The 26,672-nt window shown below is 62.6% G+C and carries 31 protein-coding genes; 13 read left to right on the top strand and 18 right to left on the bottom strand.

Annotation, left to right across the window (positions count from 1 at the left end; all coding sequences use genetic code 11):
- The first annotated feature begins 4 nt into the window (after positions 1-4).
- Entirely contained in the window at positions 5-766 is a 762-nt protein-coding gene (locus tag AOT96_RS33935; protein WP_011331210.1) for an enoyl-CoA hydratase, read from the top strand.
- 28 nt (positions 767-794) lie between these two features.
- The gene (locus AOT96_RS33940) at positions 795-2,330 is read left to right on the top strand and encodes a class I adenylate-forming enzyme family protein (RefSeq protein ID WP_011331209.1); all 1,536 of its coding nucleotides are present in this window, start codon (positions 795-797) and stop codon (positions 2,328-2,330) included.
- 371 nt (positions 2,331-2,701) lie between these two features.
- On the opposite strand, the gene AOT96_RS33945 is transcribed toward AOT96_RS33940, so the two are convergent.
- The gene (locus AOT96_RS33945; protein ID WP_202916944.1) at positions 2,702-3,280 is read right to left on the bottom strand and encodes a tyrosine-type recombinase/integrase; all 579 of its coding nucleotides are present in this window, start codon (positions 3,278-3,280) and stop codon (positions 2,702-2,704) included.
- A 78-nt stretch (positions 3,281-3,358) separates the two neighbouring features.
- Positions 3,359-3,622 (bottom strand): hypothetical protein, encoded by a 264-nt coding sequence (locus AOT96_RS33950; protein ID WP_225330463.1) that lies wholly within the window; start codon positions 3,620-3,622, stop codon positions 3,359-3,361.
- Between the two features lie 229 nt (positions 3,623-3,851).
- On the opposite strand from AOT96_RS33950, the gene AOT96_RS36270 reads away from it, so the two are divergent.
- Positions 3,852-4,262: a hypothetical protein gene (locus AOT96_RS36270; protein ID WP_037126934.1), complete on the top strand. Its 411-nt coding sequence runs from the start codon at positions 3,852-3,854 to the stop codon at positions 4,260-4,262.
- A 65-nt stretch (positions 4,263-4,327) separates the two neighbouring features.
- On the opposite strand, the gene AOT96_RS33960 is transcribed toward AOT96_RS36270, so the two are convergent.
- Positions 4,328-4,714 (bottom strand): hypothetical protein, encoded by a 387-nt coding sequence (locus tag AOT96_RS33960; RefSeq protein WP_030537306.1) that lies wholly within the window; start codon positions 4,712-4,714, stop codon positions 4,328-4,330.
- Entirely contained in the window at positions 4,711-4,923 is a 213-nt protein-coding gene (locus tag AOT96_RS33965; protein ID WP_030537305.1) for a hypothetical protein, read from the bottom strand. The genes AOT96_RS33960 and AOT96_RS33965 overlap by 4 nt, the downstream gene beginning before the upstream one ends.
- 410 nt (positions 4,924-5,333) lie before the next feature.
- Here AOT96_RS33965 and AOT96_RS33970 point away from each other — a divergent pair, with 410 nt between their 5' ends.
- Complete coding sequence (locus tag AOT96_RS33970; protein WP_065353047.1) at positions 5,334-5,705, top strand: hypothetical protein; 372 nt, start codon at positions 5,334-5,336, stop codon at positions 5,703-5,705.
- A gap of 420 nt (positions 5,706-6,125) precedes the next feature.
- Here AOT96_RS33970 and AOT96_RS33975 read toward each other — a convergent pair whose 3' ends face one another.
- From AOT96_RS33975 to AOT96_RS33995, 5 genes are all read right to left on the bottom strand, one after another.
- Positions 6,126-6,371, bottom strand: a complete 246-nt coding sequence (locus tag AOT96_RS33975; RefSeq protein WP_030537303.1) for a hypothetical protein — start codon at positions 6,369-6,371, stop codon at positions 6,126-6,128.
- 5 nt (positions 6,372-6,376) lie between these two features.
- A complete protein-coding gene (locus tag AOT96_RS33980) occupies positions 6,377-6,580 on the bottom strand; it encodes a three-helix bundle dimerization domain-containing protein (protein ID WP_030537302.1) in 204 nt (67 codons plus the stop codon).
- Positions 6,581-7,009: 429 nt separating this feature from the next.
- Positions 7,010-7,588: a hypothetical protein gene (locus AOT96_RS33985; RefSeq protein ID WP_030537301.1), complete on the bottom strand. Its 579-nt coding sequence runs from the start codon at positions 7,586-7,588 to the stop codon at positions 7,010-7,012.
- Positions 7,589-8,090: 502 nt separating this feature from the next.
- Positions 8,091-8,423: a hypothetical protein gene (locus AOT96_RS33990; protein ID WP_030537300.1), complete on the bottom strand. Its 333-nt coding sequence runs from the start codon at positions 8,421-8,423 to the stop codon at positions 8,091-8,093.
- The gene (locus AOT96_RS33995; RefSeq protein WP_374279268.1) at positions 8,420-9,196 is read right to left on the bottom strand and encodes a hypothetical protein; all 777 of its coding nucleotides are present in this window, start codon (positions 9,194-9,196) and stop codon (positions 8,420-8,422) included. Before AOT96_RS33995 ends, AOT96_RS33990 begins: the two co-directional genes overlap by 4 nt.
- Here AOT96_RS33995 and mprA point away from each other — a divergent pair.
- Together mprA and AOT96_RS35935 are read left to right on the top strand one after the other, a co-directional pair.
- A complete protein-coding gene (gene mprA / locus AOT96_RS36715) occupies positions 9,133-9,279 on the top strand; it encodes an MprA protease, GlyGly-CTERM protein-sorting domain-containing form (RefSeq protein ID WP_374279273.1) in 147 nt (48 codons plus the stop codon). The genes AOT96_RS33995 and mprA overlap by 64 nt on opposite strands.
- Before the next feature lie 48 nt (positions 9,280-9,327).
- Positions 9,328-9,492 (top strand): hypothetical protein, encoded by a 165-nt coding sequence (locus AOT96_RS35935; RefSeq protein ID WP_196248301.1) that lies wholly within the window; start codon positions 9,328-9,330, stop codon positions 9,490-9,492.
- A gap of 84 nt (positions 9,493-9,576) precedes the next feature.
- On the opposite strand, the gene AOT96_RS34000 is transcribed toward AOT96_RS35935, so the two are convergent.
- Complete coding sequence (locus AOT96_RS34000) at positions 9,577-9,816, bottom strand: hypothetical protein (protein WP_030537298.1); 240 nt, start codon at positions 9,814-9,816, stop codon at positions 9,577-9,579.
- 247 nt (positions 9,817-10,063) lie between these two features.
- Here AOT96_RS34000 and AOT96_RS34005 point away from each other — a divergent pair, with 247 nt between their 5' ends.
- Both AOT96_RS34005 and AOT96_RS34015 read left to right on the top strand, forming a co-directional pair.
- Positions 10,064-10,378 (top strand): hypothetical protein, encoded by a 315-nt coding sequence (locus AOT96_RS34005; protein ID WP_030537297.1) that lies wholly within the window; start codon positions 10,064-10,066, stop codon positions 10,376-10,378.
- Positions 10,379-11,136: 758 nt separating this feature from the next.
- The gene (locus AOT96_RS34015) at positions 11,137-11,907 is read left to right on the top strand and encodes a hypothetical protein (RefSeq protein ID WP_030537295.1); all 771 of its coding nucleotides are present in this window, start codon (positions 11,137-11,139) and stop codon (positions 11,905-11,907) included.
- Positions 11,908-12,132: 225 nt separating this feature from the next.
- Here AOT96_RS34015 and AOT96_RS34020 read toward each other — a convergent pair whose 3' ends face one another.
- On the bottom strand, positions 12,133-12,522 hold the full coding sequence (locus AOT96_RS34020) for a heavy metal-responsive transcriptional regulator (protein WP_030537294.1): 390 nt from the start codon (positions 12,520-12,522) through the stop codon (positions 12,133-12,135).
- 106 nt (positions 12,523-12,628) lie between these two features.
- On the opposite strand from AOT96_RS34020, the gene merA reads away from it, so the two are divergent.
- From merA to AOT96_RS34040, 4 genes are all read left to right on the top strand, one after another.
- Positions 12,629-14,059 carry a mercury(II) reductase gene (gene merA, locus AOT96_RS34025; protein WP_030537293.1) on the top strand — a complete coding sequence of 477 codons (1,431 nt, stop codon included), beginning with the start codon at positions 12,629-12,631 and terminating at the stop codon, positions 14,057-14,059.
- A gap of 34 nt (positions 14,060-14,093) precedes the next feature.
- Entirely contained in the window at positions 14,094-14,762 is a 669-nt protein-coding gene (gene merB, locus AOT96_RS34030) for an organomercurial lyase MerB (protein ID WP_030537292.1), read from the top strand.
- Between the two features lie 327 nt (positions 14,763-15,089).
- A complete protein-coding gene (locus AOT96_RS34035) occupies positions 15,090-15,638 on the top strand; it encodes a recombinase family protein (RefSeq protein WP_037126930.1) in 549 nt (182 codons plus the stop codon).
- Positions 15,639-15,734: 96 nt separating this feature from the next.
- Positions 15,735-16,853, top strand: a complete 1,119-nt coding sequence (locus AOT96_RS34040) for a hypothetical protein (RefSeq protein ID WP_155277938.1) — start codon at positions 15,735-15,737, stop codon at positions 16,851-16,853.
- A 47-nt stretch (positions 16,854-16,900) separates the two neighbouring features.
- Here AOT96_RS34040 and AOT96_RS34045 read toward each other — a convergent pair whose 3' ends face one another.
- From AOT96_RS34045 to AOT96_RS34060, 4 genes are all read right to left on the bottom strand, one after another.
- Positions 16,901-17,119: a hypothetical protein gene (locus AOT96_RS34045; protein ID WP_147307978.1), complete on the bottom strand. Its 219-nt coding sequence runs from the start codon at positions 17,117-17,119 to the stop codon at positions 16,901-16,903.
- Between the two features lie 88 nt (positions 17,120-17,207).
- Positions 17,208-17,933 (bottom strand): hypothetical protein, encoded by a 726-nt coding sequence (locus AOT96_RS34050; protein ID WP_030537288.1) that lies wholly within the window; start codon positions 17,931-17,933, stop codon positions 17,208-17,210.
- Positions 17,934-18,038: 105 nt separating this feature from the next.
- Positions 18,039-18,359 carry a hypothetical protein gene (locus AOT96_RS34055; protein ID WP_030537287.1) on the bottom strand — a complete coding sequence of 107 codons (321 nt, stop codon included), beginning with the start codon at positions 18,357-18,359 and terminating at the stop codon, positions 18,039-18,041.
- A 108-nt stretch (positions 18,360-18,467) separates the two neighbouring features.
- Positions 18,468-18,791: a hypothetical protein gene (locus AOT96_RS34060; protein ID WP_155277937.1), complete on the bottom strand. Its 324-nt coding sequence runs from the start codon at positions 18,789-18,791 to the stop codon at positions 18,468-18,470.
- Between the two features lie 89 nt (positions 18,792-18,880).
- On the opposite strand from AOT96_RS34060, the gene AOT96_RS34065 reads away from it, so the two are divergent.
- A complete protein-coding gene (locus tag AOT96_RS34065) occupies positions 18,881-19,411 on the top strand; it encodes a hypothetical protein (RefSeq protein ID WP_030537285.1) in 531 nt (176 codons plus the stop codon).
- Between the two features lie 73 nt (positions 19,412-19,484).
- Here the strand turns inward: AOT96_RS34065 and AOT96_RS34070 are convergent, their stop codons facing one another.
- The 3 genes from AOT96_RS34070 to AOT96_RS34080 all read right to left on the bottom strand — a co-directional run bounded on the left by AOT96_RS34070 (position 19,485) and on the right by AOT96_RS34080 (position 26,600).
- Complete coding sequence (locus tag AOT96_RS34070; RefSeq protein WP_030537284.1) at positions 19,485-19,949, bottom strand: hypothetical protein; 465 nt, start codon at positions 19,947-19,949, stop codon at positions 19,485-19,487.
- A 94-nt stretch (positions 19,950-20,043) separates the two neighbouring features.
- Positions 20,044-25,821: a helicase-related protein gene (locus AOT96_RS34075; protein ID WP_155277936.1), complete on the bottom strand. Its 5,778-nt coding sequence runs from the start codon at positions 25,819-25,821 to the stop codon at positions 20,044-20,046.
- A gap of 149 nt (positions 25,822-25,970) precedes the next feature.
- Entirely contained in the window at positions 25,971-26,600 is a 630-nt protein-coding gene (locus AOT96_RS34080; RefSeq protein ID WP_030537282.1) for a hypothetical protein, read from the bottom strand.
- Positions 26,601-26,672 lie beyond the last annotated feature (72 nt).

A 26,672-nucleotide genomic window follows, 5' to 3' on the forward strand; every position in this document is an offset into this window, starting at 1 on the left:
TCCGATGACCCCGACCGCTATCCGGACCGTCCGCACCGGCCGCCTGCTTCACATCACGATCGACCGGCCCGGCCGCATGAACGCCCTCGGCGTCGACGACCTGGTCGCACTCGACACCGCGATCAGCGGGGCGGAAGCGACCGGTGCCCGCGCGATCGTGCTCACCGGCGCGGGAAGAGCCTTCTGCACGGGAGCGGATCTGACCGCGGTGACGGGCGAGGAACCCGAGGTGGTGATGGACGCCGCGAACCGGGTGATCCGCGGCATCGTCTCCGCGCCGGTCCCCGTCATCGCCGCCGTCAACGGCCCCGCGGTCGGGTACGGAGTGGCGCTCGCCTGCGCCGCAGACCTCACCTACGCCGCCGAAAGCGCGTATTTCCTGTTGTCGTTCACCAGCATCGGGCTGATGCCCGACGGCGGCGCGACCGCGCTCGTCGCCGCGGCGATCGGCCGGGCGCGGGCTACAGAATTAGCGCTGCTCGGGCAGCGGCTTTCCGCCACCGACGCCGCCCAGACCGGCTTGGTGGCCCGGATCCTGCCGGATGACCAGCTCGCGGCCCATGTCGAGGCCGTCGCCGGCACGCTGGGAGCCGGGCCGCGGCGCGCCCTCGAACTGACCAGACGGGCGCTCGCCGCGTCCACCCTGGGCCACCTCGACCACGCCCTCGAGCGTGAACGAGCCGGACAGATCGAACTCATCGGCACACCGGATTTCGCCGAGGGCGCCGACGCCGTCCTCACCAAACGTCCCCCCACATTTGCTTAGCAGACCACCCGCCGATCATAGGAGAATCATGGCAACCCTTGGTGGACAACTGACATTGAACGCACGCCGCCACCCGGACCGGCCCGCGCTGATCTTCGAGGGCGTCGAGCGCAGCTACGGGCAGCTCGACCGGGAAATCAACCAGTACGCCAACGCGCTGCTGTCCCTCGGCGTGCAGAAGGGCGACCGCGTGGCGGTGCTGTCGCCGAACTCCGACCGCTTCCTCCTCGCGCTGTACGGCGCGTTCAAGGTCGGCGCGATCGTCTCCCCGTTCAACCCGCGGTCCACGGCCCGGGAGCTGGCGTATCTGCTCGAGGACTCCGGCGCGTCGGTGCTGCTGTTCGGTGGGGACACCGTCGCGGCGGTGCGGGACCTGGCCAAGCTGGAGCAGGCGCCCGCTGCCCCGGCGCTTTCGCTGGACGGCGCGGACGGCTTCGACGATTTCGTCCAGCTGGCGTCCTCCATGCCGGACAGCGACCCACAGGTCGAGGTGCGCGAGGACGACGACTGCATGATCATCTACACCTCCGGCACCACCGGGAAACCGAAGGGTGCGCTGTTCGATCACCACCGGCTGCTGTGGGTCGGCCACGCGGTGTCCTCGCTCGGCGTCAACTCCTTCGACCGGAACCTGCACGTGGCACCGATGTACCACTGCGCCGAACTGGTGCTGTTCGTGCTCAGCGGCTTCTCGATGGGCACCACCCACGTCGTGTTGCCGGCATTCGAGCCCGCCGCCGTCCTCGACGCCCTCGAGCGATACCGGATCACCGTCTTCCTCGGTGTTCCCACCATGTATCAGATGATGTTGACGGTCCCCGACCTCGAGCGGCGCGACCTCTCGCACTGGCGGCTCGGCTTCTTCGGGGCGGCACCGATGCCGCCGACTGCGGTCGCGAAACTCGTGACGACCTTCCCGGACGTCGGCTTCTTCCAGCTGTGCGGGCCGACCGAGGGTGGCCCCACCGGCATCTACTCCACGCCTGACGAGGTCGCCGTCCGTCCCGATGCGACGGGACGCTGGCCGATCACGAATGCCGAGTTCCGGCTGGTCGATCCGGATGGCAACGATGTCCCGACGGGGATGACCGGCGAGATCATCCTGCGCGGCGAGACCATCATGAAGGGCTACTGGAACAAGCCCGAGGCCACCGCCGAGACCATCCGAGACGGGTGGCTGCACACCGGGGACCTCGCCGTCCGCGACGCCGACGGTTTCATCACGATCGTCGACCGGCTCAAGGACATGATCATCACCGGCGGCCGCAACGTCTACTCGATCGAGGTCGAGAACGCCCTCGCGGGGCACCCCGACGTCCAGGACGTTGCCGTCGTCGGCCTGGACCACGCCACATTCGGGGAGACCATCGTCGCGATCGTGACCCCGGTTCCCGGTCGCGAGGTGACCCTCGAGGAGCTGCGGACGTACGCCGCCGAATACGTCGCGGACTACAAACTGCCGCGCGATCTGATCGTCCGTGACATCCCGCGCAACCCTTCCGGCAAGATCCTCAAACACGTTCTCCGCAGTGAGATTCGGGACGACTCCGCGCAACGCACGTAGACCGACGGACGACTCCGGCACATTCGAGTTCCCGGGAACCACGACGCCGTCCATATCCGATACGGCCTGACCGAAGCCGCGCTCCCGCGCGCTCATCTCCCACGGCTGTTCCAACCCCGGCGAGGTCTCGCGCGACCTCACGGCCCTACTCTCGGCCGTGCCCCCGCCGGATCCGACAAACACCACGACCACGCACGCCCGGCAGCGGCTATGAGTTCCCGGACGCGGAAGACCACACCCATCGACGGTGCCGCACTTGATTGGTCTCTTTCGGCCCCCCTCGAGCAGATGCGCTCGGGCCGAACAGTCAAGGTGCTGAACAAGATACGCAGACACGCGCCGGAACTCGTCACCGTCAGCTACTGAGAGATTCAGCGGGAGCGCCGCCGCGCAGCGGGATCGGTCTCGGCCTGCCAGCGCCCCAGCGCCTCGGCGGAGACCTTCGCGTATTTGACCAGGCTGCGCACCGAGGTGTGTCCGCTCAACGCCATCAGCATCGGCGTGGAAGCGCCCTTCTCTGCGGCGTGGGTCAGTCGCGAGTGCCGCAGCTGGTGCAGCGTGAACGGTCCGCGTCGCATCCCTTCGGTGTGCTCCTCGAGGAGCGTCGCGGCGCGGCGGTAGGAAAGTCGGGCGCGGCCGGTCGAGTTGTCGGTGTCGGTCTTGGCGACCGACGGCTTGGCTTTGCGGTCGGTCAGGAACAGCGGCCCGGACTTCCGTCCGGCGATCAGCCGGGGCAGCGGCCGTGCGGTGCCGGTCTGCCAATAGATCACCTCGCGGGCGCCGCCCTTGCGGGTGACCGTGGCGCATCGGTTCACGGTGTCCAGGTCCTCGATGTCGAGATTCAGGATCTCCTCCGCCCGCGCGGCGGACTCATACAGCATCGACCAGAACACCCGCTCGCGCAGGGCCGCGTCCATGCCCAGCAGCTCCGCAACCTCGGCGGCGGTCATCGCCTTGCTGTTGTCCGGCGCACTCGGCCGCGCCCGCAGGCGCGACACCGGATCGCCGGTCAGCCACTGTTGATCGCGTCAGTAGGCGCACGCCGCCGACACCGCGGTCAGCCGGAGGTTGTAGGTCTTGGGGGCCTTGTCGCCCCACACGTAGTCGAACCACCCCGACACCCGATCCGGGTTCAACAACCCGACATCGCCGTCCGCGCCGAAGTCGCGCACCATCCGATCCAACGCCGAGGCGTAGGCGCGGCGGGTGTTCACCGCCGCGATCGTGCCCAGAAAGGTCCGCGTCGCGTCCGCCAGCCGGATCCCGGCGGCCCGCGCCGGTAGCGAGCTCACCGATCCCACCCCGACCGCCCTTCAGCACTACGGCAGATAGTTTCCGGAGTCGCCCATCTCCGGAACGACCATCGCGGCAGGACGACTCACGAGTTACGGCAGATAGTACGCTACTATCTGCCGTAAATCCTTAGCGCCGGATTTCGAGAATCTGCTCCCCGACCCCCATAAACAAATAGTACACCCATAAGGGGGGAGGGTCAACCCGTAAGGGGGTACAGTGTTGGGCATGATTCATTACTTGTCTCTCGGGGAGTTCGCCGAGCGCGTCGACATAGCCTTCGACACGATGAAGAAGTACCGCAAAGAAGGGCGACTACCGGGCGAGGACGGGGAAGTCGGGCGAAATCGCGGCTGGCTCCCGGAGACTGCCGACTACTGGCTCGACCATCGGGTGGGCGCCGGCGCTCGTACCGATCTGTACGACTACACCGATCCGGATCGACTACTGGCGGCCGAAAGCACGTGTGTTCACTACTTGTCGCTGGGCGAGTTCGCCGAGCGCGCCAACATATCGGTCAACACGATGAAGGGGTATCGCAAGGACGGTCGACTACCAGGCGAGGACGGGGAAGTCGGGCGAAATCGCGGCTGGCTCCCGGAGACTGCCGACGAATGGATCGCTGCCCTGGCGAGATGACACATCGCCAGGGCGCAGTGACGTGCGGCGCGCCCGGTGTTCGAGCCACGCCGCACATGGATGGTTCAGGCCGTGGCCTTGTCCTTGCCGAGCTGAGAGACCCGAGAGGGGGTGATGCCCAGCATGACGCCGATTTCGCGGACGGACAGACCGCGCTGCCGAAGGTCGTGAACGACTGCACGCGACTGGCGCGAGGCTTCGTCGACTGCTCGCTGAGCGGCTGCGTTGAGCTGTTTGACTTCCTCGATCTCGCGGCGTGCGGCCGGATCGAAGTCGTAGTCGAGGGTGACCTCGAACTCGGCTGCAGGAATGTCGGTGAGCAACTCTCCTGCGTCTGCGACCATCGCCGGGATTAGATCGAGACGCCGGGCCTGGGTGAACAGCCCGTCGACCTCGGGAACGTCCACCGACCACCAGTCTCCGGATCGGACTGCGTGTGCTGTGACCTTCATTTCTTCCCCTTCCGTGCCTCGGTCATCCCGAGCTGCTTGCGAATTGCCTTGGCGGTCAACTCGGGAATTTCCGAGTGCCGGGCGACAACGGTGCGCCGTCCCCCGACCACCACTTTGGTGTGATTTCCGCCCTCGGTCTCATCGATCTCGAGCCCCGCATCCTTGGCAAATGCTCGTATCTCCTTGAGAAGTTCCGTTCGCTTCGTCATAAGAATAAGTGTACCCCCCTACACAATTCAAGTAAAGGGGGTACACACTTTTGTTTCTGCAGTTCAGAGGCATGTTTCACACAGTCATCGGCGTGCATATTCCGAAGCACCTCGCCAATAAGTGCCGTCGCCAGTCGAGGTTGACCCGACCGGCCGGATTGAGTGCCCAGCGTTCACTGGAGAGCAACCAATCCAGCGGGATCGCGCAGTCACATAGCGGATTTTCGCTGCACCTTCGGCCTTTGGCCTAGTCAATTCGTACTAGTGCAACCTTCGGGGGCATTTCTCCTCCACTCGAACGTGATCGAGGTCATCTTGTCGCAAATGTTCGGTTACCGCTTTTTGCGATACCGTCAGTTACATCAAAGTTGGTTGCGGCCGATGCAGCCTTCGCGTCACAGGAGGTTTTCATGTCCCGTTCACGTATGGCTGTAGCTGCGCTGTTGGTACCGGTCGCGGCCGGTGCTGTCGCTCTCCTCGGGGCGGGTGTCGCTTCTGCCGCTACGCCGTATTCCGGAGACGGTTATGTCGGTGTTCGGTTCGATCAGAACGAGACGCGTTTCCTCGCCGACACCAACGCCGCTGATTTCCTCAACTCCATCCCCGGCGAATACTGGGGCGTGTATTCCGGTGATGGCTCGATCTACAACAACGGGACCATCGTCCGCGCCACTATCGGCCAGCTGGTCGACGAGACCGCCAACCACCAAGGTCAGGTCTCGTTCAGCGTGAACAACCCCGCGATCTGGACGAGCACCGTCGACATCGTCCAGGAGTGGTGACCAGGTCCATTTTGTACGTGCAGGGCCGGTGAGCGCATTGCTCACCGGCCCTTTTCGTGCGTTCGGGATGCTCCAGGTCTAGATGGCCGGCGCTTCGGTGATGGCGTCTGCAGTGACGAGCATGTCGATTTCGACGCTGTTGGTTCCGCCGGCATCGGTGACGTACACGGTTACCCCGGCCAGCTTGTGCACTGCCGGTCATTGACCGGCAGAAATTTACTTCGGTGGGCTTCTGTTCATGGGTATCGATGACGAGAGGGATCCGGTTTGAGGCACATGACCTGTTCAGCGGGCTCTACCGCAACGACACGAAAACACCCCTCGACGCACAGGTGAGGAACGCTTTCGAGTAGGCGCTGGGGATCACGGCATCTGCGCTCGGGAACCCGCTAAAAAGGATGCCGGTTCGTGAAAAGCTGATCACAGGGTCGGGAACCTGTCGGTGAGTTGCTTGATCAGTCGGTGTACGCCGTGGAGTTCTTTTCGCAGGGTGATCGCATCGGTTCGAGCTATCGATGTCGTCGTCAGATTGTCGCTCACGCGGGCATGTCGTTCGAGACGGACCGCGGCTTCTATACGCGCGGTGAGGTCGTTGATCTCCGCGTTCAGCAGAGCCAGAAACACTCTTGCTTGCGCGATGTCGGAGTCTTCGTCGGTGGCCGGCACGCTCTTTACGAGGTGACCAAGGTGGAGAGTTTCTCTTTCGCCATACGTTCGACGAGCAGAGGAACGAAATCTCGTATCCGGTGTCCGGCGAAGTGAGCGTGGGCGGATTCCACCGCCCCGGCTACGGTCTCTTCCGACACCGAGGGGTACTTCGCGATCAGACGTGTACGCGTCTTATCGATCAGGCGGTCTTCCTCGTCGTTCGTCATCTGTCAATGATGCGCCCGGACCACCAGCAGGTCCACAGGAGAAACTCGCAGATCCGTCCGACAAACGAGCCGATCCTCTCGTCACGAACTGGATGCTGGCGGACTTACTGGCCGTCCGGCGTAAAAGGGGTCAGTCCAGGGCGGCGCACGCGATGCACCACGCTCTGCCGTCAACACCAATCGTTCGATGTTCCGGCGCAATACTGGCGGCCAGAATGCACTCAGTGTCGTCGTGATAGACATCGACCGCGCTGGTCTCTGTCGAATGAAACGCTGCAACCTTCATCACTACCTTGCTTCCCTGACCGTCCGGCAGGTGGAGGTCTCACGGGTAATCGTTTCACCACCACCGAGGTCTCACCATCCGAAGAGTCCGCGGTCACAGATCCAACAGATCCCGACGGGATCTCATATGGAACGCCGTCGGCCTCACCATGCACGAGGAAAACGGTGGAGCTGTTCATCCTGCACCGCCAGATTCATCACTGCCTCGTACGCCTCCGGCAGCGGTAACCGGCATGTTCCATCGACAGGAAACGCAACCCTGACAGCCTTTCCCTCGCTATCGACCAGCCACACCACAGGTCTGGGAATGCTCGAGGCCGTAGGGCACTCACCGAACCACGGCGATGAGAGTGACTCCCGCTTGAATTGCGCCACGACATGCACCATGTCCCCCGTTCTGGTTGTCTGCGAAAGGACTGCCTCGCTGAAATCGTCTGTGTATTCGAGGAATTGGCACACCACAACAGATGTTGGCTCAAAGTTGTCGGGAACAGTGCCCGCAGGAGGCAGAGGAGCCGACAACGGTTCCGGAGACTGCACCTCTCCAGGGACCGCTGCCGCGAGGACCTCGGGCGCCGCACACGTGGCGTGATCGACCACCACTCCCGGCGGTAACGCCGCGGGGGCGCGGCGCTCGTCGAGGACACGGAAGGCGGTCACTGCTCCAGCAGCGAGAACAACCACCAGCACAGCCAGCGCGAGCCCGGTACGAAATCGCCGCATACCCAAACACTAGGCCGCCACAGTGACCGGACACTGGGCACCTTCAAAACCCGCTCTGCACGAGCGTCGAGCTTCACAACTCTCGACGATCTCGTTGCCGCGTGTTGATCCCTGTACGCCGGCGCGGCGCAGTTCTAGAGTGGATTCCGTCGGATCACCTCTGGCGGTTCGGCACGGCACGTGGGTCTCCGCATCGCGAGCGGACGACGTTCGACACCCCCGACCCATCGCCTTCCCCGGTCGGGGGTTTAGCGGTCCGTGACAAGTGGTAACACCCTCGTCGCGGTGGTTTGATGTCGGGCGCACGCTCTGCCGCGCCGGCCCGCCTACCGGGTGTCATTCCCCGGGGGTGGGTCGCCAGAACTGCGCACTGTCAGATTGCAACGGTTCGGTGCGCACGGCTCACCGACAGTGCGCTCACAGTCCCGCTTTGTCGGTGAGCCCCAGGCCCTAGTGACAGCCCGCCATTCACGGCCGAAATGCATATGTACTCAGGGGACATTCACGCCGGCGTTTCGGTGATGGCGTCGGCGGTCACGAGCATGTCGATCTCTACGAGGTTGGTTCCGCCGGCGTCGGTGACGCGGACGGTAATTCCGGCCAACCATTGACCGTCGTGCATCCTTGCCCAAAATTTGAGAGCGCCGTCGAGGCATCCGGACATGTACAGCGCGGACGTTTTCACCCGCATACTCACATGATCGGCCCGTGACGCTCCCCCGCGCCCGAGTGGCAGCGCCCGACCGATGTCGACTTTCACCGGCCTCGCTGGCTCGAATGTCCTGATCACAGGGTGGTCCGGCCAGCGCTCGTTCCAATGATCGGTGTTGATCACAGTGCCTTCTTCAGCGGGGCAGGCTCGTGTGCGGTGGCGACGGTCGGTGCGATTGCTCGCCAGACCGACACCCCTGCCTCTTCGCGGATCTCCATCCGTCCTGTGCGTCGTTGAAATCCCTTGCCCAGGGCCGCGACGTCGAGCTGGACGGAAGTCACCCGCCCGCGCCCCGCAGTCAGGCCGCTGTACCCGGCAACCCTCGATTCGATCCGCAGATCCGGGCCGTCCCATTGCCCTTGAGTCACCACGAGAACATTGCCCTTGGACCTGGCTCTGGCGACGACTGCTCGCGCCCTCGACGGTGTGACGGCCGCGCCGGAAAGTCCGAGTATCACCAGGTCAATGCCGTCAAGCAGGATCGCCGCCACCTCGACCGCATTGTCCCGAGGATCGGGAACAAGTGCGATCCGTGACAAATCCGCGCCTTGTTCCGTGGCTGCAAGTAGCCCCAGAGTGGGCATTCCGATCACTGCTGCGTGTCCGCCGTGGGCGGTGACGGATGCAAGCAGCCCGATGAGGACGGAGTTCGTTCCGGAGACGCTGACGACGGTGCCTCGTGCGAGTCCTCCGCGTGGAAGTAGGTCACCGATCGGCGGCGGCACCGGAAGCATCCGGAGAGTCGATTGCGCCGTGGCCACGATCGGAGTCGGCTCACGCTCGTCGACCAGGCGGAGCATCACCGATGGTGTCGCTGGTTCGGTGCCGTCCGATCGCGCGGGTATCGAGGCCATCTTGCGGCGTAGCTGTTCGAGCTTTTCCGCCTTGGTCAGCACAGTTGTTGCTGATGAGTGGGGCTGCTGGCTCATCGTCGCCCCGCTTTCCTGGATCCGCGCACACTTTTCACACCCCAGAGTAGTCGAACACAAGTTCGATAAAAACCGTCGGAAGAATCTACACTTGAGCGATGGACGAGATTGCACAACCAGACCAGGTCCAGGCGTGGAGCCCGGCACCGGACAAGGGCCAAGCTGGCACGGTCATGCTCGAGGGTGGCCAGTGGGCGTATCGGTACAAGGACGGCGCGGAACCAATCATCATGAAGATGCCGGAGCGTCCAGCGCCGACATAAAGGTGCAGCAGCAATGAACACATGAATGTGCTTGATACGGAACTTCTTTGGTGAGCTGTCCTCACTTGCTGTTCATAGGTGACGTTAAGTGCACCAAAACGATTCGGTCGGGATTTCCGCGCCGGGAACCCCGGCGCACCAGGTGCAGGTGACGTCATGGGTGATGCGTCCTCGGATGCCTTCGGCTTCCTCGACGAGGATATGCAGCTCGGTTGCGCCGGCGAGAGCGAGCGCTTCGGTAGCCCAGCGCCACGCGCGCTGATCCTCAGCCGGCAACTGGGCGGCTTCACCGAGCAGTGCGGTGATGAGTTGGTGATCATTCACAGGAGGCCGCCTTCCGGGACCGCGAAAGAGAATCAGGTCGCCACAGTTGACCGATCTGCAAGGTTTTCTTGCAGGTCAGGACGTTAGCTTTCGCTTCGGTCTGGTCAGTGTGGCGACCTGGTGCTCGTCGCGATGCCAAGGATAGTTCGGGGGTCCGACATATTTTGGCAACTCGGCTGCTGCGGTTGTGGGGCCTGTGCTGCACGATGGTGTGGTCGTTGGCGGTTGTCGTGATGTGGGGGATTTTGTGAGCAAGGACCATTTCAGTGCCTCGGATCTGATTGCACTCGGTTATACGCCTGACCGGTTGACCTCGGTGTTTGGTGAGCCGGATTCATTTGACGGGGAACCGCTTTGGGACCGAGAAACTGTCGTTGCGATCGAGCGCGATGTCTTGGCCCCTGCTGTCCGGGTCCTGTGGGATGCATTCGCTCCGGAGTGGAATATCCGCATCCGAATGCAGGGCGCGGCGTTGCCGTTGGGGTGGCCGCAGATGGAACAAATGTTGGCGCGTGTGACGACGCGGGAGATCGCGGAACGCCAAGGGGCGCAAGCTTCCTGAGAAACTGGCGCGGCTGCGATACCAGTTCGCAATCATCTACTGTCGGCAGGCGCTGTTAACCTGCGCGCATGTGCGAGTTCGACTCGAGATGCCCCATTGGAAGTCATAGTCGCGGTGGCCGCTGTTCCTACAGTGGCCGTTCGCATCAGCGCCCGTCATCCAGTATTGCTGTGGACCCGTGGTCTTCGCGGTCACCAGGTGTTTCCATGCGGCCATCCTCGCGGCCGCGCACGAGAGCCGACTACACGTACCAAACCGCAGGCGGTGTAGTCGGCTCTGATGCCGCGCTCCTGATATTGCTTGCGTTTCTGTCCAACCAGGATCACCGCACCGCCTGGTTCTATGTGGGCGCGATCGTGGCGATTGTTCTCCCTGCCTTGTGTAGTGCGTGGTTCGCGTCTCGGTGCGGGGTGACCACCGAATCGACGAATCGGCCGTGCCGGCGCGTTCGCCGCGGCATTTTCATTCGATGCGCCGACCACACGGAGAAGCAACTGTTCACGCGGTCGGACGGCTGGGCGTTGCTGTTCCTGCTGGTGGCGATTGTCAATATTGTCTTTGCTGTGCGGGTCCTCCTTTAACAGACCTATGCGCACCGAAACATGTTCGTATCAAAGAAAATCTGGTGAATCGTGAGACCCGACTGCGGAGAGCAGTGCACTTGCACCACTTGATCAAGTCCTCTGCGACCCGAACTGAACCAATGGGAATCCTGTAGTTGGGCTCGCCCTCTGCCTAGAGCTGCGTACTGTACATAGATGACGAGCGACGCATCACGCGAAGCCGCTGCTATCGCGCGCATCGAAGCATTGTTGGCGGCGGTTGCCCCAATCAGCCGGAAGTTGGCTAATCACGGGTACCCCATCGAAGCGGACAGCGCGCTGCAACTCGATCACGACGCGCTCCCGGCTCTACCTGTAGCGACTGGCGTGAACCGCGCTCTGGACCACAGCCTCCACCATCTGAAGGACCTGCAACGCCTCCTTCGGTTAGGAGACCTCCCACAGTACGTTCCATACACCTTGGTGCGGTGCGCGATCGAGTCGTCAGCTACCGCTGTCTGGCTGCTCGACGAAAATGCCATCACACGGATGCAGCGCCGGGTGGCGGTCGAATTGGATGACGCCAACGAGGCTAAACAAGCGAAAATTGCTGCGGGGGTCGACTACCAAACTGATGCAGACAAACGGGACCAAACAGCAAACCGCGCCCTGACTGAGGCCGGATTGGTCCGCAAGGACTGTAGGTGGCCGTATTACTCGGGGATCATCCGTGCGGTCGACCAGCACGAGAAATCCGCGAAGTCCCTCGAACTGGCATGGCGAGCATGCAGCGGCATGGCTCACGGAAAATTCTGGGCGATTCAGATGATGACGCCGCAAACCAACACGATCCAGCTCAACTCGACAACCCTGCGCTCAACATTCACCCCAAGCTTCCACACCCTGGCAATCGTCCTCGACAAGGCCGTCGACACATTGTTGCGGGCGGACAACCTCTACGACACTCGGCGTGCACCGATGGTCTGACTACGAATGTTCCGTGCTGAGCATCGCCGCTCGGGCAGCGCCTCAACTCTCAGGAGCCCGCGGGAAGTCCTGTGTCCATCAATCGATCGTTTGGCGGACACGAACCAGCAGTGACTGAATGTGTGACTCTCGGATGTCATTTTCAGAAGCCGACTGCGCTATCCCTCTCAGAGCGAACCAACTGCAGCCGGTCGCCGTGACTCCCGTGGATCTCAGGGTTCGAGATCAGATGTAGCGACAAACTTGGTCGGCAGAGCAAGTGCTCGGCTCTGGTTTGCTCGCGTTCGCGTGAAGTTGGGAGATGGTCTCCCTGAGGACGAGAAGCTCTGCGATCTGGGCATCGAGCGCGTCGAGCCGCTCGCCTAGCAGACTCTTGACATGTGAGCACGGCGCTTGGCCGTGCCCACGGATTTCCAGGATCTGCCGGATTTGGGCGAGGGTCAGCCCGGCCGCTTGGCCCCGATGGATGAACCCGACCTGGCCCACGGCGTCGTCGGTGTAGTCCCGGTAGCCCGAGGCCAGTCGTTCCGCGGGAGAGAGGAGCCCGGACTCCTCGTAGAACCGCAGGGTCTTCGTCGTGGTGCCGGTCGCCTCCGCGAGTTGCCCGATTCTCATGTGCGCAGAAGCCCCCATCCGTGATCGCCAGACTTGACCTTCCATCGTACTGGAAGGTTGATAATGGCTGACAGGAGTTCCTGAGTCACGGCGAAGAGGTGTCTGAATGAGCGGCGAGCAGTTCGATTTGGCGATTGTCGGCTCCGGGGGCGGGGCCTTCGCGGCCGCGATCCGGGCCACAGGACTGGGCAAGCGTGTCGTGATGATTGAGCGCGGGACTATCGGCGGGACGTGCGTGAACACCGGGTGCGTGCCGTCGAAGGCTCTCTTGGCTGCCGCGGAGGCCCGCCACGTCGCGTCGGACTCGGCCCGCTTCCCTGGTGTGGCGGCCTCGGCCGGGCCGGTGGACATGCCGGCGCTGATCAAGGGCAAGGACGCTCTGGTTGAGAGCATGCGAGCGGAGAAGTACGTCGATCAGGCCGCCATCCACGGGTGGGACATGGTCGAGGGGGAAGCGTCGTTCACCGGAACCCCGGATGCGCCATTGCTCCAGGTCGCCTCGCCCGGCGGCGCGCTGCGGACGATCGAGGCCGAGCAGTACCTCGTGGCCACCGGCTCTGCGCCCCACGTGCCGCACGTTCCGGGACTGGTGGAGGCCGGGTATCTGACGTCTACCACGGCGATGGAGTTGGACGAAGTGCCAGAGACATTGCTGGTTCTGGGCGGGGGTTACGTCGCGCTGGAGCTGGCGCAGTTGTTCTCCCGGCTGGGCTCCCGAGTGACGATGCTGGTCCGTTCCCGGCTGGCCTCGCATGAGGAGCCGGAAGCGTCCGAGGCGTTGGCCGGGGTGTTCGCCGATGAGGGGATTCGGGTGGTCCAGCAGGCCGCCGTGAACGCCGTGGTACGCGACGAGGACAGCGGAGAGATCGTCATCTCCGCAACAGTGGACGGCGGGCAGGAGACGTTCCAGTCCGCGAAGCTGCTGGTGGCCACGGGGCGACGGCCCGTCACCGCGGAGCTGAACCTCAACCAGGTCGGGGTGGAGACCGGCACGTCCGGCGAGATCGTGGTGGATTCCCGGCTGGCCACATCCAATCCGCGAGTCTGGGCCGCCGGGGACGTGACCGGACAGTGGGATTTCGTGTACGTCGCGGCGGCACACGGCGCTCTCGCGGTGGAGAACGCGTTCACCGACACCGTCGCCGTGGTCGACTACCGAAACTTGCCCCGCGTCGCCTTCACCAGCCCCGCCATCGGGGCGGTCGGGATGACCGAGCAGGAAGCTGTGTCCGCCGGGATCTCCAGCGTTAGCCAGGTGCTACCCCTGGAATTCGTCCCGCGGGCGCAGGCCAACCGGGACACCCGAGGCTTCATCAAGGTCGTCGCCGATAGCGACAGCGGGCAGATTCTGGGCATCTCCGCTGTGGCAAAGGACGCCGGGGAGCTCGCCGCCGCCGGCGTCTACATCCTCGAGGGGGCAATGACGACCGCGCAGGTCGCCGCCGCGTGGAGCCCCTATCTCACGATGACCGAGGGCATCCGGATCGCCTGCAAGGCGTTCACCACCGACGTCACCAAGCTCTCATGCTGCGCGTGAGCCCGCGACCCCGCCTCTGAAACAAAGGAATCACATGACCGCCATCGACGAGAAGACCCTCGCCTATCTGCTGTCCCCCTCCAGGTCAGGGCTCGACCCGAGCCTGTTCGCGCCGCTCCTGCGGCTGCTGGCCGAGGGCGAGCCCGTCACCATCGCCGAACTGGCCACCGCCAGCGGACGGAGCGAGAACACGGTCCGTCGGGGACTGTCCGCAGTCCCCGACGCCGAGTACGACGACGACGGCCGCATCCTCGGCCTGGCCCTGACTCTGCGGCCCACGCCACATCGCTTCACGGTGGCGGGGCGGCAGCTCTACACGTGGTGCGCGCTGGACACCCTCTTCTTTCCGGCACTGATCGGGAAGGCCGCGACGATCGAGTCGACCTCCCCAGACAGCGGGATCTCCGTCCGGGTGACGACAGGCACCGACGGCACGATCACGTCCGTGCAGCCCGACACCGCCGTCCTATCCCTCTTGATCCCGGACCACGACGGCCTCGTTCGGTCCTCGTTCTGCAACCAGGTGCACTACTTCGCCTCCCGCGAGGAGGCCCAACCGTGGCTGGACGCACACCCCGACGGCGAAGTCCTGGACATCGAGGCTGCGCATCGGGTCGGCGCCGCCGTCGCATCCTCGATGCTGGCGCAGGCCGACACCGCTGATCCGGACTCGGTCACGCAAGACGCCTACTCCGCGCCTTGACACCTACCGCGCGGAGGCAGCACACGAAAGCTCCGATAAACCCCGGAGAACGGCGCGATTCGTCTGATGAATGAAGTGACCATCTCCGATGGCTCGGTCGTATGTGCAGAGCAAAACCCTGACCCCGACCGCCTCGCAACCCCCATTGCATAGTTATGCGCCACTTCGGGTCGTCTCTCATTCGATCGTTTCTCGGACACTGCCGGACTCACATCGGGAGGTTCGGCCGACCTTTCGTTATCGAATCGTTGAGTGTCTCGAAACCCGTCCGAAAACCAACTGTCTCCCAATACTTCGTGTCGTTGAGTTCTGCGACACTGTGCCCTTGTGAGCACACTTTTGGGGTACGCCAGGGTCTCGACCGCCGACCAGAACCCGACTCTGCAGACGGACGCTCTGACGGCCGCGGGCTGTTACAAGATTTGGACGGATGTCGCATCCGGTTCCAAAGACGATCGACCGCAGCTGGCAGAAGTTATCGGGCATCTTCGACCCGGCGACACCCTCGCAGTGTGGCGTTTGGACCGACTCGGCCGAAGCCTTCCCCACTTACTGGAAACGGTAGCCCACCTCGAATCGATCGGCGTCGGGTTCACCTCACTCACCGAAGAAATCAACACCACCACTTCTGGTGGCCGGCTGATCTTCACCATCTTCGGAGCGCTCGCCGAGTTCGAGCGAAACCTCCTGAGGGAGAGAACCTTTGCAGGTTTGGAAGCAGCCAAAAGGCAGGGACGTACGGGCGGTCGACCGCCCGTACTCGACGACAAACAGAAGGCGATCGCACGCAAGATGAAAGGTGCCGGCGTCTCGATGACCACCATTGCCGAAACCCTCGGGGTGGCCCGATCAACCCTGTACCGCAACCTCGGCTAGACGGTTCGTGCACACACTTCGGAACACGAAACATCAGTCGTCTCTGTGATGTAGCGTCGCAATCTGCCGTCCTACTCACGGAAAGATCGTCACATCATGGAGCTCAAGAATTCTCGTGGACTGTTTTTCGCTCAGACCCGTCAGCCGCAAATAAGCTACTGGGCGAACCCCAAGATGTTGAAGCTCGTGGAAGGATCGCGGCGAACGATTCCGAGTGAATTTCTGGACTGGGACCCGTGCGCGCCAGACAGTCGATCGAACTGTCCGCAACTGCACGATGCTATGGAAATGCTCGTAAATCTGTCGAATCCTAAGTGGCGAGACCGAGCAAGTAATATCTACGCGGGGCGTACATATTCGAACGAGGATGTAGCGGAAGCTCAAACGAATCTTCGCGGCGGCATGATAGCCATATCGAACGAATACTCAGAAGCCATCACTGCATATGCGGCAATGTACGGCCAGTTTCTTTCCGCGATCGATTTTGCGAAAAATATTACCCAAGAGCAATCGCGCCTACTGTGGACCGGACTGCACGATCACTTCAATAAAAGTATCGAAGACTTCAAGCTTGGTGGAATTATTTCACTGAAGGGAAATGACTTGATGGTCTTCCGCGACGATGAGGCCAGGGAATCCTTCAACAGTGCTATTTTCATGGCCGAGTTCTGGACGGTCGCGCATGAATTCAGCCACCATATAGTGCGCGACGTCTCGACCAGGAGAGATCGGGACGTTGTGACGATCCTGCAGGATTTGACGAAGGCCAGTTCGGTAGGCGAGGAAATCCGGTCCATGTCTTCCGACCAACGCGACGAGATAAATGCAGACTTGCTCGCAACGCTTCTCGTGTCTGGTTACTTCAACGATACCCGCAACCCAATAAAGGTACCCGGCGCGATCTCTGGCGCCGCCTTGTCTCTCATTACAATCGCACATTTCCGCGACGAATGGACGTCCGATCCATCGGATTCCCATCCTGGATGTCTGGACCGAATTCGGATTCTCCTGACCCTTATTTGCGAATATTATGGATCGGAAAGCGCATACCCCGACGATCCTGAACGATCACATATTGTTGTTCGTCGGGTTGCCGGGCTTCTCATAACCTTTGCGTTCTGGGTTCACGGATCGATCGGAATGGACTCAAAATCGATAAATGATTCTATTGCCAAGCTTTCAGTCATATTCGAATTTATGGAGAACGAGAACTGAAAGAAGAATGGAAGGAGGAACTTCGTTCCACCTTCCATTCTGCCAGTTCAGTCCCACCGCTCCGGGTCGAACAGGCTGGGTCCGATTCGCTCTTCGAGGACTTGGAAAGTTGTTCCACGCCAGACGCGGTACACCCCAGCGAGAGCGATCGCGGCCCCGACTGTCATGAAGATGAAACCGATAGGATTTGTGGGGCCGGCTACAGCCAGGGCAACACCGGAAATCGCCACGGCAATCAGGATTGCCACGGACCCTTCGATTTGCATTGCACGTCCCTGACCTGCGAACCTCGGCATATCTGACGCGCGTTTAGCCATCACGCTGGCCGGTTCGTCGAGGTCCCGAGGGCCGCGATCATCGGCGTCCGGCGAGAGTTGCACTCAGTGGGGCGGTGAGCGTTGAGTGTTCGGCTGCGCTGATGTGATCGCGGACGACAATCGCTGCTGCGGCGCAACCGATGTCGGTGAGCGGGTATCCGGTCAAGGTGTCGAAGAAATTGACGGGTAACCCCGCGGCCCGGGATGCGAGCTTGTTCGCGAGCAGCATCTCGTCGAGCAGTCCAGCTTGGACGGCCGCCGAAATGAGTTTGCCTTTTGCTTCGGTATGCGTGGGCCGGAGTTCGACCAGAATGTTGGAGAAGGTGTCGAACTTCTTCGCTGCTGCCGCATTGGCTAGTTCGAAATCGTCTGTGTAGTAGAGCTTTTCGATGAGGTCGACGACGTCGGAGCCGTGGTGGCCGAAGAGTTCGGAGGCGCGGATCTCGCGGTGGACGTTGATGCCGTCGAGTCGTCGTAGTCCGGGGTCGCGCGGGACGTCGGTTTCCTTGTCGCCGCTGACTTCGTAGATCGAGAGGGGCCAGGACAGTTTGGTGTCGAGATTTGCGTGCCTGATGAGGTTGTCGAGGCCGTCGGCTGCGAGTGCTGCTCGGACTGTGCGTCCGAAGTGTGTACGTCCCGTGGCTTGGGTATTGAGTGCGCGTGCGGCGCGGTAGTCGATGGTTTCGCGGGCACTTTTGCGTTGGTCGGGGCATACGCGGCCCTCGACGTCGACGATGACATAGCGCTTAGGTGTTGTGCTCATGGTGGTGAACCCCCTGGTTCCGTGCGATTTCTCAATGGTTTGGTAGTCGGCATGACTTGAGGTGCTCTGAGGTTGATGGTCAGGGCAGCGCTCGTCGATCGATTCTCAGTCGACCCAGGCAGGCTGGGCAGGGACATGGTTGGTGGGAACGGGTGCGAGAAGGCGCAGGATGGGCAGGCTGAAAACTCGAAGAGCGAGCGAGCTGCGCCAGCCTTTGTGCTTGACCGCGAACAGCCAGTGTCCGAACAGCCACAGGCCCAGCCCCACTGCCAGGGCCAACGGTGCGTTCATCTCCCCGAAGTGGGGGCCACCCCAGATGAGGCCGGCGATGGTGAGAATGATGAGCAGGCCGCCGAGGAATCTGGCGACGAATGATCCGATTTTCCAGGCCACCAGGACCACTACGCCGATGATCAGGATGCTCATGTTCGTTCCCCCGCACTGTGTATGAGTGTGTTGGCTCATTGTGCGGCACACCTACGACAGATGTGGGTTCTGTCGTGAGTGTGCGGGCGGAGCGGCCCACCGTGTTGTTCACTGTTCTTCTCGCTTGAGAGTCAGGGTGTTTCCGTGACCGACGGAATGCGGTCTGCCCAGTAGGAAACGTCCTATGTGAGAGCTGTTGTCGTCGAGAGCGATTGCCTCGATGCGGACTGCACGGCCGGTGTAGCCGTCGTCTTCGGTGCACCAGTTCTGGATCCGGCAGGCTCTGTTCAGCCAGATGATGCGTCCCACGTGTTTGTCGCACACGCACGCGGCGGGAATGGTCTCGGCGTCTGCGAGGAACTCCTCGAGTGCCGGGTCTGCGTCGGAGGGAAAGTCGAACAGGTCGAGTTGAGCAGGTTCGCTACCTTTCATGTCCCCACAGTAGCCCATAACGTCCTACTTGTGGGACGCACCGGGCTTTCAATGGTCCTGCGCGTCCCGTCTTTGGGTAAGGTTGCGGTATGAATCAGCTGTTCAAAGCCGCTTCCGATGCAGTGTCGACCTCGAAGCAGGCCGCCCGCCAGGCGAAAGAAGCGAGCGATGTCGTGCTGATGCAGGCAATCAAAGTGCTGCTCGCGCGCGGTGTTTCCATCCGGGAGACTGCCTCGATGCTCGATTCGAGTAAGGCGACGGTCGGGCGTCTCGCGGCATTGCCGTCGACGGCCACGCCCGTTCCCTCTGCCGATGGAGAGTCCGCTGACCTCGTGGTAAGCAACGGGTGGGGATCGCAGAAACGATTGGACGAGGTGTACGAGTGGTGCTTGATCTACGACGGTGAGCACGGGATCGAACTCCCGCCGGCGGTACTCGACCTGACAAAGGACCAAGCACTCTCAAATCTTCGGGACGCGTGCGAGCAGGATCGGGTTGCCGGCGAGAGCAGGCTCACTGACGACGAACGGAACGCCGTCCGTCGTCAGTGCAGGTTGGCGACTGTGATCGCCCGTGCTTGCGGCGCTACTGGTGATGAACTCGCGCGATCGCAGAGTTGATCATGGTCTTTCCGATCATGATCTTTCCCTTGATCGACCGAGGCTGAGGGGGTCTCTAAATTGCTGTGCTCCGTCAGGCCTGAATCAATTCGAGAGCGGCCACTGCCCGGTCCGGGAGGAAGAACTCACGAACATCGGTTCCAGTGAGGTAGTCCTTCACGTCGATCGTTTTGAGTTCGAGCTCGGAGATACCGAAGAATTCGCTGGCAAGCTTGAGTTCTAACACCACATTGTGGATGGGATTGTCGGTTGCTTCCTCGCGAAGTACGCGGTTCCATCCCGGCTCCGGGTTTGCCGTGACGAAGTCGGGACTAACGTTGACATCGATGTACGAATACTCGGTGGACTCCGTCAGGATCACGGCAGCCTGCGTTACGACTTCCCTGTAACCCTCGGCCGTTGACGAAGCTTTCTCGGTGGCAGCACGCCCCTTGCGCAGGTCCGCGACAAGGAGGGTCAGCGCCGCGAGATCCTCCCCGGTGAAGTGCCTCTCGAGACCTGGGATCGGTCCGTTCAGGTATACGCGGGTCTTTGCCATTGTTTCTCCATTTCAGTGCCGAATGATTCAAATTGATTGTATTTCAACATTTTTCGTACCGCTCAACCACTTCGCACATTCCTGTGCATGGCGTTTACAGCTCTTGGCCTTGGTCACGTTCGACAGATGGATCGGTCGACGGACGGGCGGGATTGGGCCGGTCGGGTGATGCTCGGCGACGGTTGAGCATGTCCCGTATTGATGTCGGGTGCGCGAGGTCGATCACCGTGGGAGGAGCCTCGTTTGACGGTGAATCCGTTTCCGGAGACGACTCAGCTGCCTCCGCGATAGCTAGGTCGGCGTTGCCGGGTTCTGATGTTTCCTGCTCTGCCGCAACAGGTGCCGGGTCTTGTTCCGTCGAAGCACCGGAGACAGTTGCAGATTCGGCCACTGCTGCCAGTCGGCTGCGTTCCATGGCTGCTTCGGCTTCCCGGCGGGCCATGATCGCTCGGACCTCGTCGGCGTCGACGCATTCGAGTTGTTCGACGAGCGCCGGTGTCGCGTTGAGCATGAGCGACCAACCGGGCTCTCGCCCTTTGTATTCGAGCCGCTCTTGCAGTTCAGCTCGGCGGGCGATCGCTTCGGGGCTGTTTTCTTCCTCTCGGAGCTGGCGTTGGAGGTCGTAGAGTTCGGCGTACATCGACTTGAGCTCGGCGCTTCGGGGAAAGTCCTCGCTGGACTGCTTCTGCAGTTCTTCGAGTCGGGCAGTGGCGGTGTCGAGTTGCCAGGTGCGGGAGTCGAGTTTGTCGGGCACTTCGGCGACCATGCGTTCGATGCGGCTCATGATGCCGCTCGCGAGGTGACCGAATGCTCCTTCGCGTTCTTCTTCGGTCATGGTGGTGTTCGCTCGTACGCTGACGTACATGTCTTCTTGGGGAATGACTCTCGTCGAGAGCGGTAGCCCTTTCGCACCGACGTAGAGTGCGGCATCGGCCATGGACCGGCGGACCTCGATTTCGAGGCCGCCCTTGGTTGCGACGGTGACGACCTTGTCGAGTCCTGCCCCTTTGAGGTGACCGTAGGTCTCTCGTAGGTGATGGACCAGCGCTTTCGATGCCTCGGGGCGTTTGGTGAAGGTTTGGCCGGCGATGGTCATCGAGAATCCCTCGGCCGCCAAGTGTGCCTCGACTGCGGGTACGGCCGCGGTCAGTGCCGCGATTGCCTGCTTGTGTCCGGGTATGGCGGTGGTGAGGGCTCCGAGTTCGCGTTCACGGCTTCGAGCTGCCGCGAAGTGGGCATCGGCGTCGGCCTGTAGGTCGGCGACAGCGCCGTCGAGCTCGACTTGGCGCATGTAGCGGGGATCTCCGGTAGCGATCGCTTTGATCGCTGCTGCGTTCTTGGCGAGGTCGTCCCCGCCCAGGTCCTCGACTCGGCGCACAGTGCGGTCTGCACGTTTGAGCTGCTCGATGAAGTGCGCTTTGCGTTGCACGGTCTGCCACATGAAGGTGTCGAAGGTGCGTTCGGCGACGTACGCGAAGATTTGGACGCGCTTGTTCTGGTTGCCCTGCCGGATGATGCGGCCTTCTCGTTGTTCGAGGTCAGCGGGTCGCCAGGGCACGTCGATGTGGTGCAGGGCGACGGCGCGCGGCTGGATGTTGGCACCGGTGCCCATCTTTTCGGTGGAGCCGAAAACGACGGCGACGCGGCCGTTTCGGCAGTCCGCGTAGAGCTTCGCCTTCTCCGATGCTTTCGCGTAGTCGTGGATGAACCGGATGGATTCGGGGTCCATGCCGGCGGCGACGAGTTCGTCCCTGACTCCGGTGTAGATGTTCCACGCTCGGCTCTTGGCTTTCGGGGTCGACCGGTCGCAGAAGACGATCTGGAGCCCTCCTCGTAGGGGCGACTCGTTTCCTAGATTGTCGAGGTAGACGTTGTCCTTGGTGTCTTCGCGGACCTCGAGGATCTGATCTGCGAGGATGCGAGCTCGGCCACCGGTCTCGGGGGCGTCCAGGTGCGCGGTCCTCGGGTCGAGGGTGACGTTGCGGCCGTCGCTCGCAATCTTGAGCGAGTTGTCGATGTCGGGGCGGCGGCGGTCGGCGGCGCTGGCACGGTGACCGAGGTCGGTGATGAAGTCCCGCACTTCCTGGCTGGGCTCGAAGGAGATGACGGTGCGCTCCCCGTCTTCGAGGACCGGAAGGGTCACCGGCACTTGATCGCGCATGACGACGTCGGTGAACACGCTGGTCATGGCGACAAGGTCACCGACGTTGGTGAATTCTCCGACCCTGGTCTTGGGAACGAGTTTGCTGCCACTCGAGTTCAGTTCGACGCTCTCGACCGTGTCGGTGAATGTCGCGCCCCACGAGTCGAGCGCGGCAACACCGGCAGCCTCGAGCAGATCCGGGCGCAGGTAGTTCGTCATCACCCACAGCTCACCGAGACTGTTCGCCACCGGTGTGCCGGTGGCGAAGGTCGCGACTCGTTCGACGTAGTTGTCCTCGGGGATACCGGCAGAGGTGGCTTCGGCGCGGCGCACACCTCGCAGGTAGTGCAGCTTCATCGACAGGTCCATGGCCTGATCGGCGCCCTTGGCGCAGGCCAGCTCGTCGACGTTCGATTGACGGCGCAGGTTCTTGTACATGTGCGCTTCGTCGATGAACAGGTAGTCGCCGCCGCTCTCCTCGAAGCTCAGACCAGCGTCTTTTCCGGTTTGATCGAGGGTGTCGTTGAGTCGTTCCTCGGCGTTGGCGATCGCGATTTCGAGTTTCTTGACCGACTCGCGGGTTTCCATCGTGGTGCGGTGCTCGTAGAGCTTGTCGAGTTCGTCGCGGATGAAATCGGCTTTGGTCTGATTCGAGACGCCGATCAGCTTGAACGCGGACTGCGGCACGATGACCATGTCCCAGTCCTCGGTGGCCGACTGTGCGACCAGTCGCCGGCGGGATTCGAGATCGGTGGCGGCGGATCCGGAGAGGATGCGGGCGCCGGGGTACCAGTGCGATGCCTCGATGGCGATCTGTTCGACGATGTGGTTCGGAACTACGATCCACGGTTGGCGGACGAGTCCGAGCCGTTTGAGTTCCATGGCGCCCATGAACATGGTTCCGGACTTGCCGGCGCCGACGACGTGATCGAGCAGTACGGACGGCTCACCGACGATTCGGGCGACGGCGTTGCGCTGGTACTCGTAGGGCGCGTACTTGTCGCCGAGGCCGGGGAAGGTCTGGTAGCTGCCGTCCCACTGCGGTGCGACTGTCGAGTTGAACAGTTCGTTGTAGGTGTCGAGGAGCCTTTCGCGGCGATCCGGATCGGCGTCGAGTGCCCACGTGCGGAACTCCTGCTGTATCCGTCGGGCCTTGTTCTGCGCAGCGCGAGTTGCCTTGTCGTGCAGCAAGTCCCCACCTGCTGCTTCGGCGTATTCCTTGGACTTGTTGATGCGGATCGGTTCCATGTTGCACAGCGACGTCAGCAACGTGATGTGGTCGTAGTCGCCGCGGGCGCATCCGGAGTACTTGATGCCCAATCGGTCGGCGGTCTCGTCCTCGAAGTTGAAGCCGCCGGCCTGCCCTGTCCACGTCTTCGGTACGACGCCCCACTTCTCGGCCATGCCCTTGTCGCCGCGATAACCCGCGACGTGGATCGACCACTGGGCGTCGAAGCGTTCGACCTTGATCGTGGTGCCCTCGGGAACCTCGAAGGTTTCCCGGATGAACTGGGCGTAGTCGGCGGGATCGACCCACGGGGCACCGAGTTTGATGTCGATGTCGTTCTTGCGTGGCGGCTGAATCTCGGTGAGGGCTTGAACATTGGGCCGGTACCGGGGATCTTGTTCCGCCGCTGCGTTGGCGTCCGCGAGTTTCGTGCGGACGTTCCCCGACAGGTACGACGTCGAGGGGATCCAGGTGTTCGGATCGTGCAGTGAGCGGAATGCCCGTCCGACCAGTTGTTTCTCGACGTCAGGGCGCGGGACGCTGAGCAGCTCACTGATGCGATCGACGTCGACGGCGCGGGTCTCGTCGAGACTGATCGCGAGTGCATCGTCGATGGTTTCGGCCTCGCGGCGTTCGGCACGTGCCGAGACCACGTCGGTGGCGAAGATCGCGGCCTTGCTGCCGCGCATCGTTTCGTCGTCGAAATTCTCCATGGCGAACACGACGTGGATGGTCGGGTCGTTGCGGAGGATGCCTTCGAGGTGGGTCTGCTTCTTCCACGGCCGGCGGTTGTCTTCCCACGCTTCGTCGTTGAGGCGTTCGTAGACGGCGTCGGGGATCTCGCCCTGCCACGGTCCGTCTTCGTTGCCTTCCTTCGCCCTCCACCGCTCGATGCTCTTTTCGAGTTTGCGGTCGTGCTGGGCGTCGGTGAGGTCGGCGGGGATCTTCCACTCGAACCGGTTGATGAATCCGTATCGGCCCAGGTACTCGTCGTAGCGGGAGTTCAATTCCTCACGCAGGGCGATCCTTTCGCTGCGTGGTCGCTCTTCGAGCTGAGAGCGCACCAGGGTGACCGCGACGTCACGCATCTGCAGGAGCTGGCGCCATTCGTCGTGCTTCTTGGCCCCTCGCACGGTGGCCTGTTCCCATCCGCCGCGGCCGTAGACCTGGATCTGCTGTTCTTCTTCGTTCCAGCGCAGGGTGTCGATGGCGATTTCGTCGCCGGTGCGCTCGGCGCCGTTGATCAGTCCCTGATCGAAGGCGTTCACTCCGGCGACGGCGGTGGACTCGATCGTGGCGGTCAACGCCAGATCCTCGGCGCGGGCGCGGTCGACGATCGCGGTCAGGCGCTGTGAGAGTGCTTCGACCATGGGCGCACCGACAGGGCCGTTGACCTTGAGGGTTTCGTTGCTGTACATCCCGGGCCCGATGACCATCTCACCGAGAACGTTGTGCGGGTTGGCGGCGAAGTATCCGTTGACGGACCGATCCAGGTAGCGGCCGTCATCGTCGCGGACTCCCGTCTCGCCGGTGGTGACGAACTGCGACGTCGCTTCCGAGCGTTCGCGGTCCTCTTCACGAACACGGAAGACCAGCACGTCGGTGACGACTTCGGTGCCGGCCACTCGGGCGAATGCACCGGTCGGCAGACGCACTGCGCCGATCAGGTCGGCCCGCTCGGCCATTTCCTTGCGCGCACGCGGATCTGCGGCGTCGGCGGTAAATGCCGACGAGATCACCGCGACGTACCCTCCGGGCGCGGTGAGGGCGAGGGACTTGTTGATGAAGTGGTTGTGGATCGAGAGGTTGCTCTTGTTGTGTGCGGGGTCGTGCAGGCGCAGCGCACCGAACGGGACGTTGCCCACGGTCGCGGTGAAGCTGTCCTCGGGTACGCGGGTGTGTTGGAAACCTTCGTTGCGGATCTGCGCGGACGGGTAGAGCGCCGCCGCGATTCGTGCGGTCACCCCGTCGAGTTCGACACCGACCATCGTCGCGGATTCCGGCGCGTGCCCGATGAACGTGCCTGCACCGCAACCCGGTTCGAGTACCCGTCCACCGCTGAAACCAGCGCGCTCGAGTGCATCCCACATCACCGAGACGATGGCCGGATCGGTGTAGTGGGCGTTGACGGTGGTGAAGCGAGCTTGATTCCACTGCTGACTGGTCAACAACGATTCCAGGCGTGAGCGGTCTTGCGCCCATTCCGTTTTCGAGGTGTCGAAGATGTTGGGGACAGCTCCCCACCCCGACCACTGAGCGATGATCTGCTGCTCTTCTGCGGTGGCGTAGCGCTGTTCGGAGTCGAGGACACCGAGCATTTCGATAGCGGCGATGTTCGCCCGTGCCCGCGCCTTCTCTCCGGACGGCGGCAGAACCTCGACCCCGGGGGCGAAATCAACCGGTTCGGGAAGGATTCGCGCGGCCGTTCCCGGTTGCGCCTCCTCCCCCGCTTCCGCGGAACCTAACGCTTCCGAGACCTCGACGGCAGTGGTCTCAATCACCGTCTCCGCCACCAACTCCACCTCGGCGAGACTCGGTGTGGGTTGAGCTTCTGCGGCCGTCAGAGGCAGCGGTGTACCCCCAGGATCGACGGCTGCGGGATCGACAGGACTGGCGCCGGCCTCGTCGAAGAGCCCGAGCTGGCTCTGCTCTACTTCCGCTCGACGAGTGCGCCGGGGCCGTCGAGCGGCTGGCCGTCCTCGACCATTGCCTCTTCGAGCTGGCTGATGAACGACGGAAGTAGCGGGTCGCTGCTGCTCGTCGGGATCTGCTGCCCATCCTCCGAGAGTGTCTGCATCAAATAGGCCGCCATCACCCGGTAGAGCGTCGAACGGGTCGGGAACAGTTGATCGGTCAGTTCCTCGATCACCTTCGGCGGTTCGCTCCGAACCAGTGCCTTGCGCCACCGCTGCGGATCGCTCCGGGTCCCTTCGGACTGGCTCTCCGGTGTGCTCTCGTTGTCCGTCTCCTCCTGGAACGGGTCGAGCGCTCCCGGAATCTGCTCGTAGAGCATCTCCTGCAGAACCTGGGCGGTGATCTGCGCTCGCGCCGTCTCGATCAAGGCCAGCTTCGTCGAGAAGTCCGGCTCCCGTCCGTGCTCGCTCTTGAACCGGGCCACCAACGGTCCCTGCGCCGTCCCCATCGACAGTTCGATCTGCGCCGAGATTTCCTCGGTCCGCTCCTGCAGGAACGCCTGCTTCGCCGACTCCGTCATCGACTCCGGAAAACCGATCTCCTCGGTCCACACTCGACTCACCTCGGCGAGAATCTGTCCGCTCATCACTGTGTTCCTCCATGTCGAAAAGGTCGAACTGATCGTTGTTGTTCTTGCTGGACGCCACAGCAGAGATCC

It is taken from the genome of Rhodococcus sp. 008 (assembly GCF_001682295.1).
GTDB lineage: Bacteria > Actinomycetota > Actinomycetes > Mycobacteriales > Mycobacteriaceae > Rhodococcus_F > Rhodococcus_F qingshengii.

Bases quoted from the DNA above. Each gene is read 5' to 3' on its own strand.
- AOT96_RS34055 (WP_030537287.1), bottom strand. From the start codon at position 18,359: ATGAGCATCCTGATCATCGGCGTAGTGGTCCTGGTGGCCTGGAAAATC.
- AOT96_RS35935 (WP_196248301.1), top strand. From the start codon at position 9,328: ATGGACGAGATTGCACAACCAGACCAGGTCCAGGCGTGGAGCCCGGCA.
- AOT96_RS33970 (WP_065353047.1), top strand. From the start codon at position 5,334: ATGTCCCGTTCACGTATGGCTGTAGCTGCGCTGTTGGTACCGGTCGCG.
- AOT96_RS33945 (WP_202916944.1), bottom strand. From the start codon at position 3,280: ATGACCGCCGCCGAGGTTGCGGAGCTGCTGGGCATGGACGCGGCCCTG.
- AOT96_RS34040 (WP_155277938.1), top strand. From the start codon at position 15,735: ATGGAGCTCAAGAATTCTCGTGGACTGTTTTTCGCTCAGACCCGTCAG.
- AOT96_RS33985 (WP_030537301.1), bottom strand. From the start codon at position 7,588: ATGCGGCGATTTCGTACCGGGCTCGCGCTGGCTGTGCTGGTGGTTGTT.
- AOT96_RS36270 (WP_037126934.1), top strand. From the start codon at position 3,852: ATGATTCATTACTTGTCTCTCGGGGAGTTCGCCGAGCGCGTCGACATA.
- AOT96_RS34070 (WP_030537284.1), bottom strand. From the start codon at position 19,949: ATGGCAAAGACCCGCGTATACCTGAACGGACCGATCCCAGGTCTCGAG.
- AOT96_RS33935 (WP_011331210.1), top strand. From the start codon at position 5: ATGACCCCGACCGCTATCCGGACCGTCCGCACCGGCCGCCTGCTTCAC.
- merB (WP_030537292.1), top strand. From the start codon at position 14,094: ATGACCGCCATCGACGAGAAGACCCTCGCCTATCTGCTGTCCCCCTCC.
- AOT96_RS34020 (WP_030537294.1), bottom strand. From the start codon at position 12,522: ATGAGAATCGGGCAACTCGCGGAGGCGACCGGCACCACGACGAAGACC.
- AOT96_RS34015 (WP_030537295.1), top strand. From the start codon at position 11,137: ATGACGAGCGACGCATCACGCGAAGCCGCTGCTATCGCGCGCATCGAA.
- AOT96_RS34065 (WP_030537285.1), top strand. From the start codon at position 18,881: ATGAATCAGCTGTTCAAAGCCGCTTCCGATGCAGTGTCGACCTCGAAG.
- AOT96_RS34045 (WP_147307978.1), bottom strand. From the start codon at position 17,119: ATGCAAATCGAAGGGTCCGTGGCAATCCTGATTGCCGTGGCGATTTCC.
- AOT96_RS33960 (WP_030537306.1), bottom strand. From the start codon at position 4,714: ATGAAGGTCACAGCACACGCAGTCCGATCCGGAGACTGGTGGTCGGTG.
- AOT96_RS34080 (WP_030537282.1), bottom strand. From the start codon at position 26,600: ATGAGCGGACAGATTCTCGCCGAGGTGAGTCGAGTGTGGACCGAGGAG.
- AOT96_RS33940 (WP_011331209.1), top strand. From the start codon at position 795: ATGGCAACCCTTGGTGGACAACTGACATTGAACGCACGCCGCCACCCG.
- AOT96_RS34050 (WP_030537288.1), bottom strand. From the start codon at position 17,933: ATGAGCACAACACCTAAGCGCTATGTCATCGTCGACGTCGAGGGCCGC.
- AOT96_RS33965 (WP_030537305.1), bottom strand. From the start codon at position 4,923: ATGACGAAGCGAACGGAACTTCTCAAGGAGATACGAGCATTTGCCAAG.
- AOT96_RS33980 (WP_030537302.1), bottom strand. From the start codon at position 6,580: ATGACGAACGACGAGGAAGACCGCCTGATCGATAAGACGCGTACACGT.
- merA (WP_030537293.1), top strand. From the start codon at position 12,629: ATGAGCGGCGAGCAGTTCGATTTGGCGATTGTCGGCTCCGGGGGCGGG.
- AOT96_RS34060 (WP_155277937.1), bottom strand. From the start codon at position 18,791: ATGAAAGGTAGCGAACCTGCTCAACTCGACCTGTTCGACTTTCCCTCC.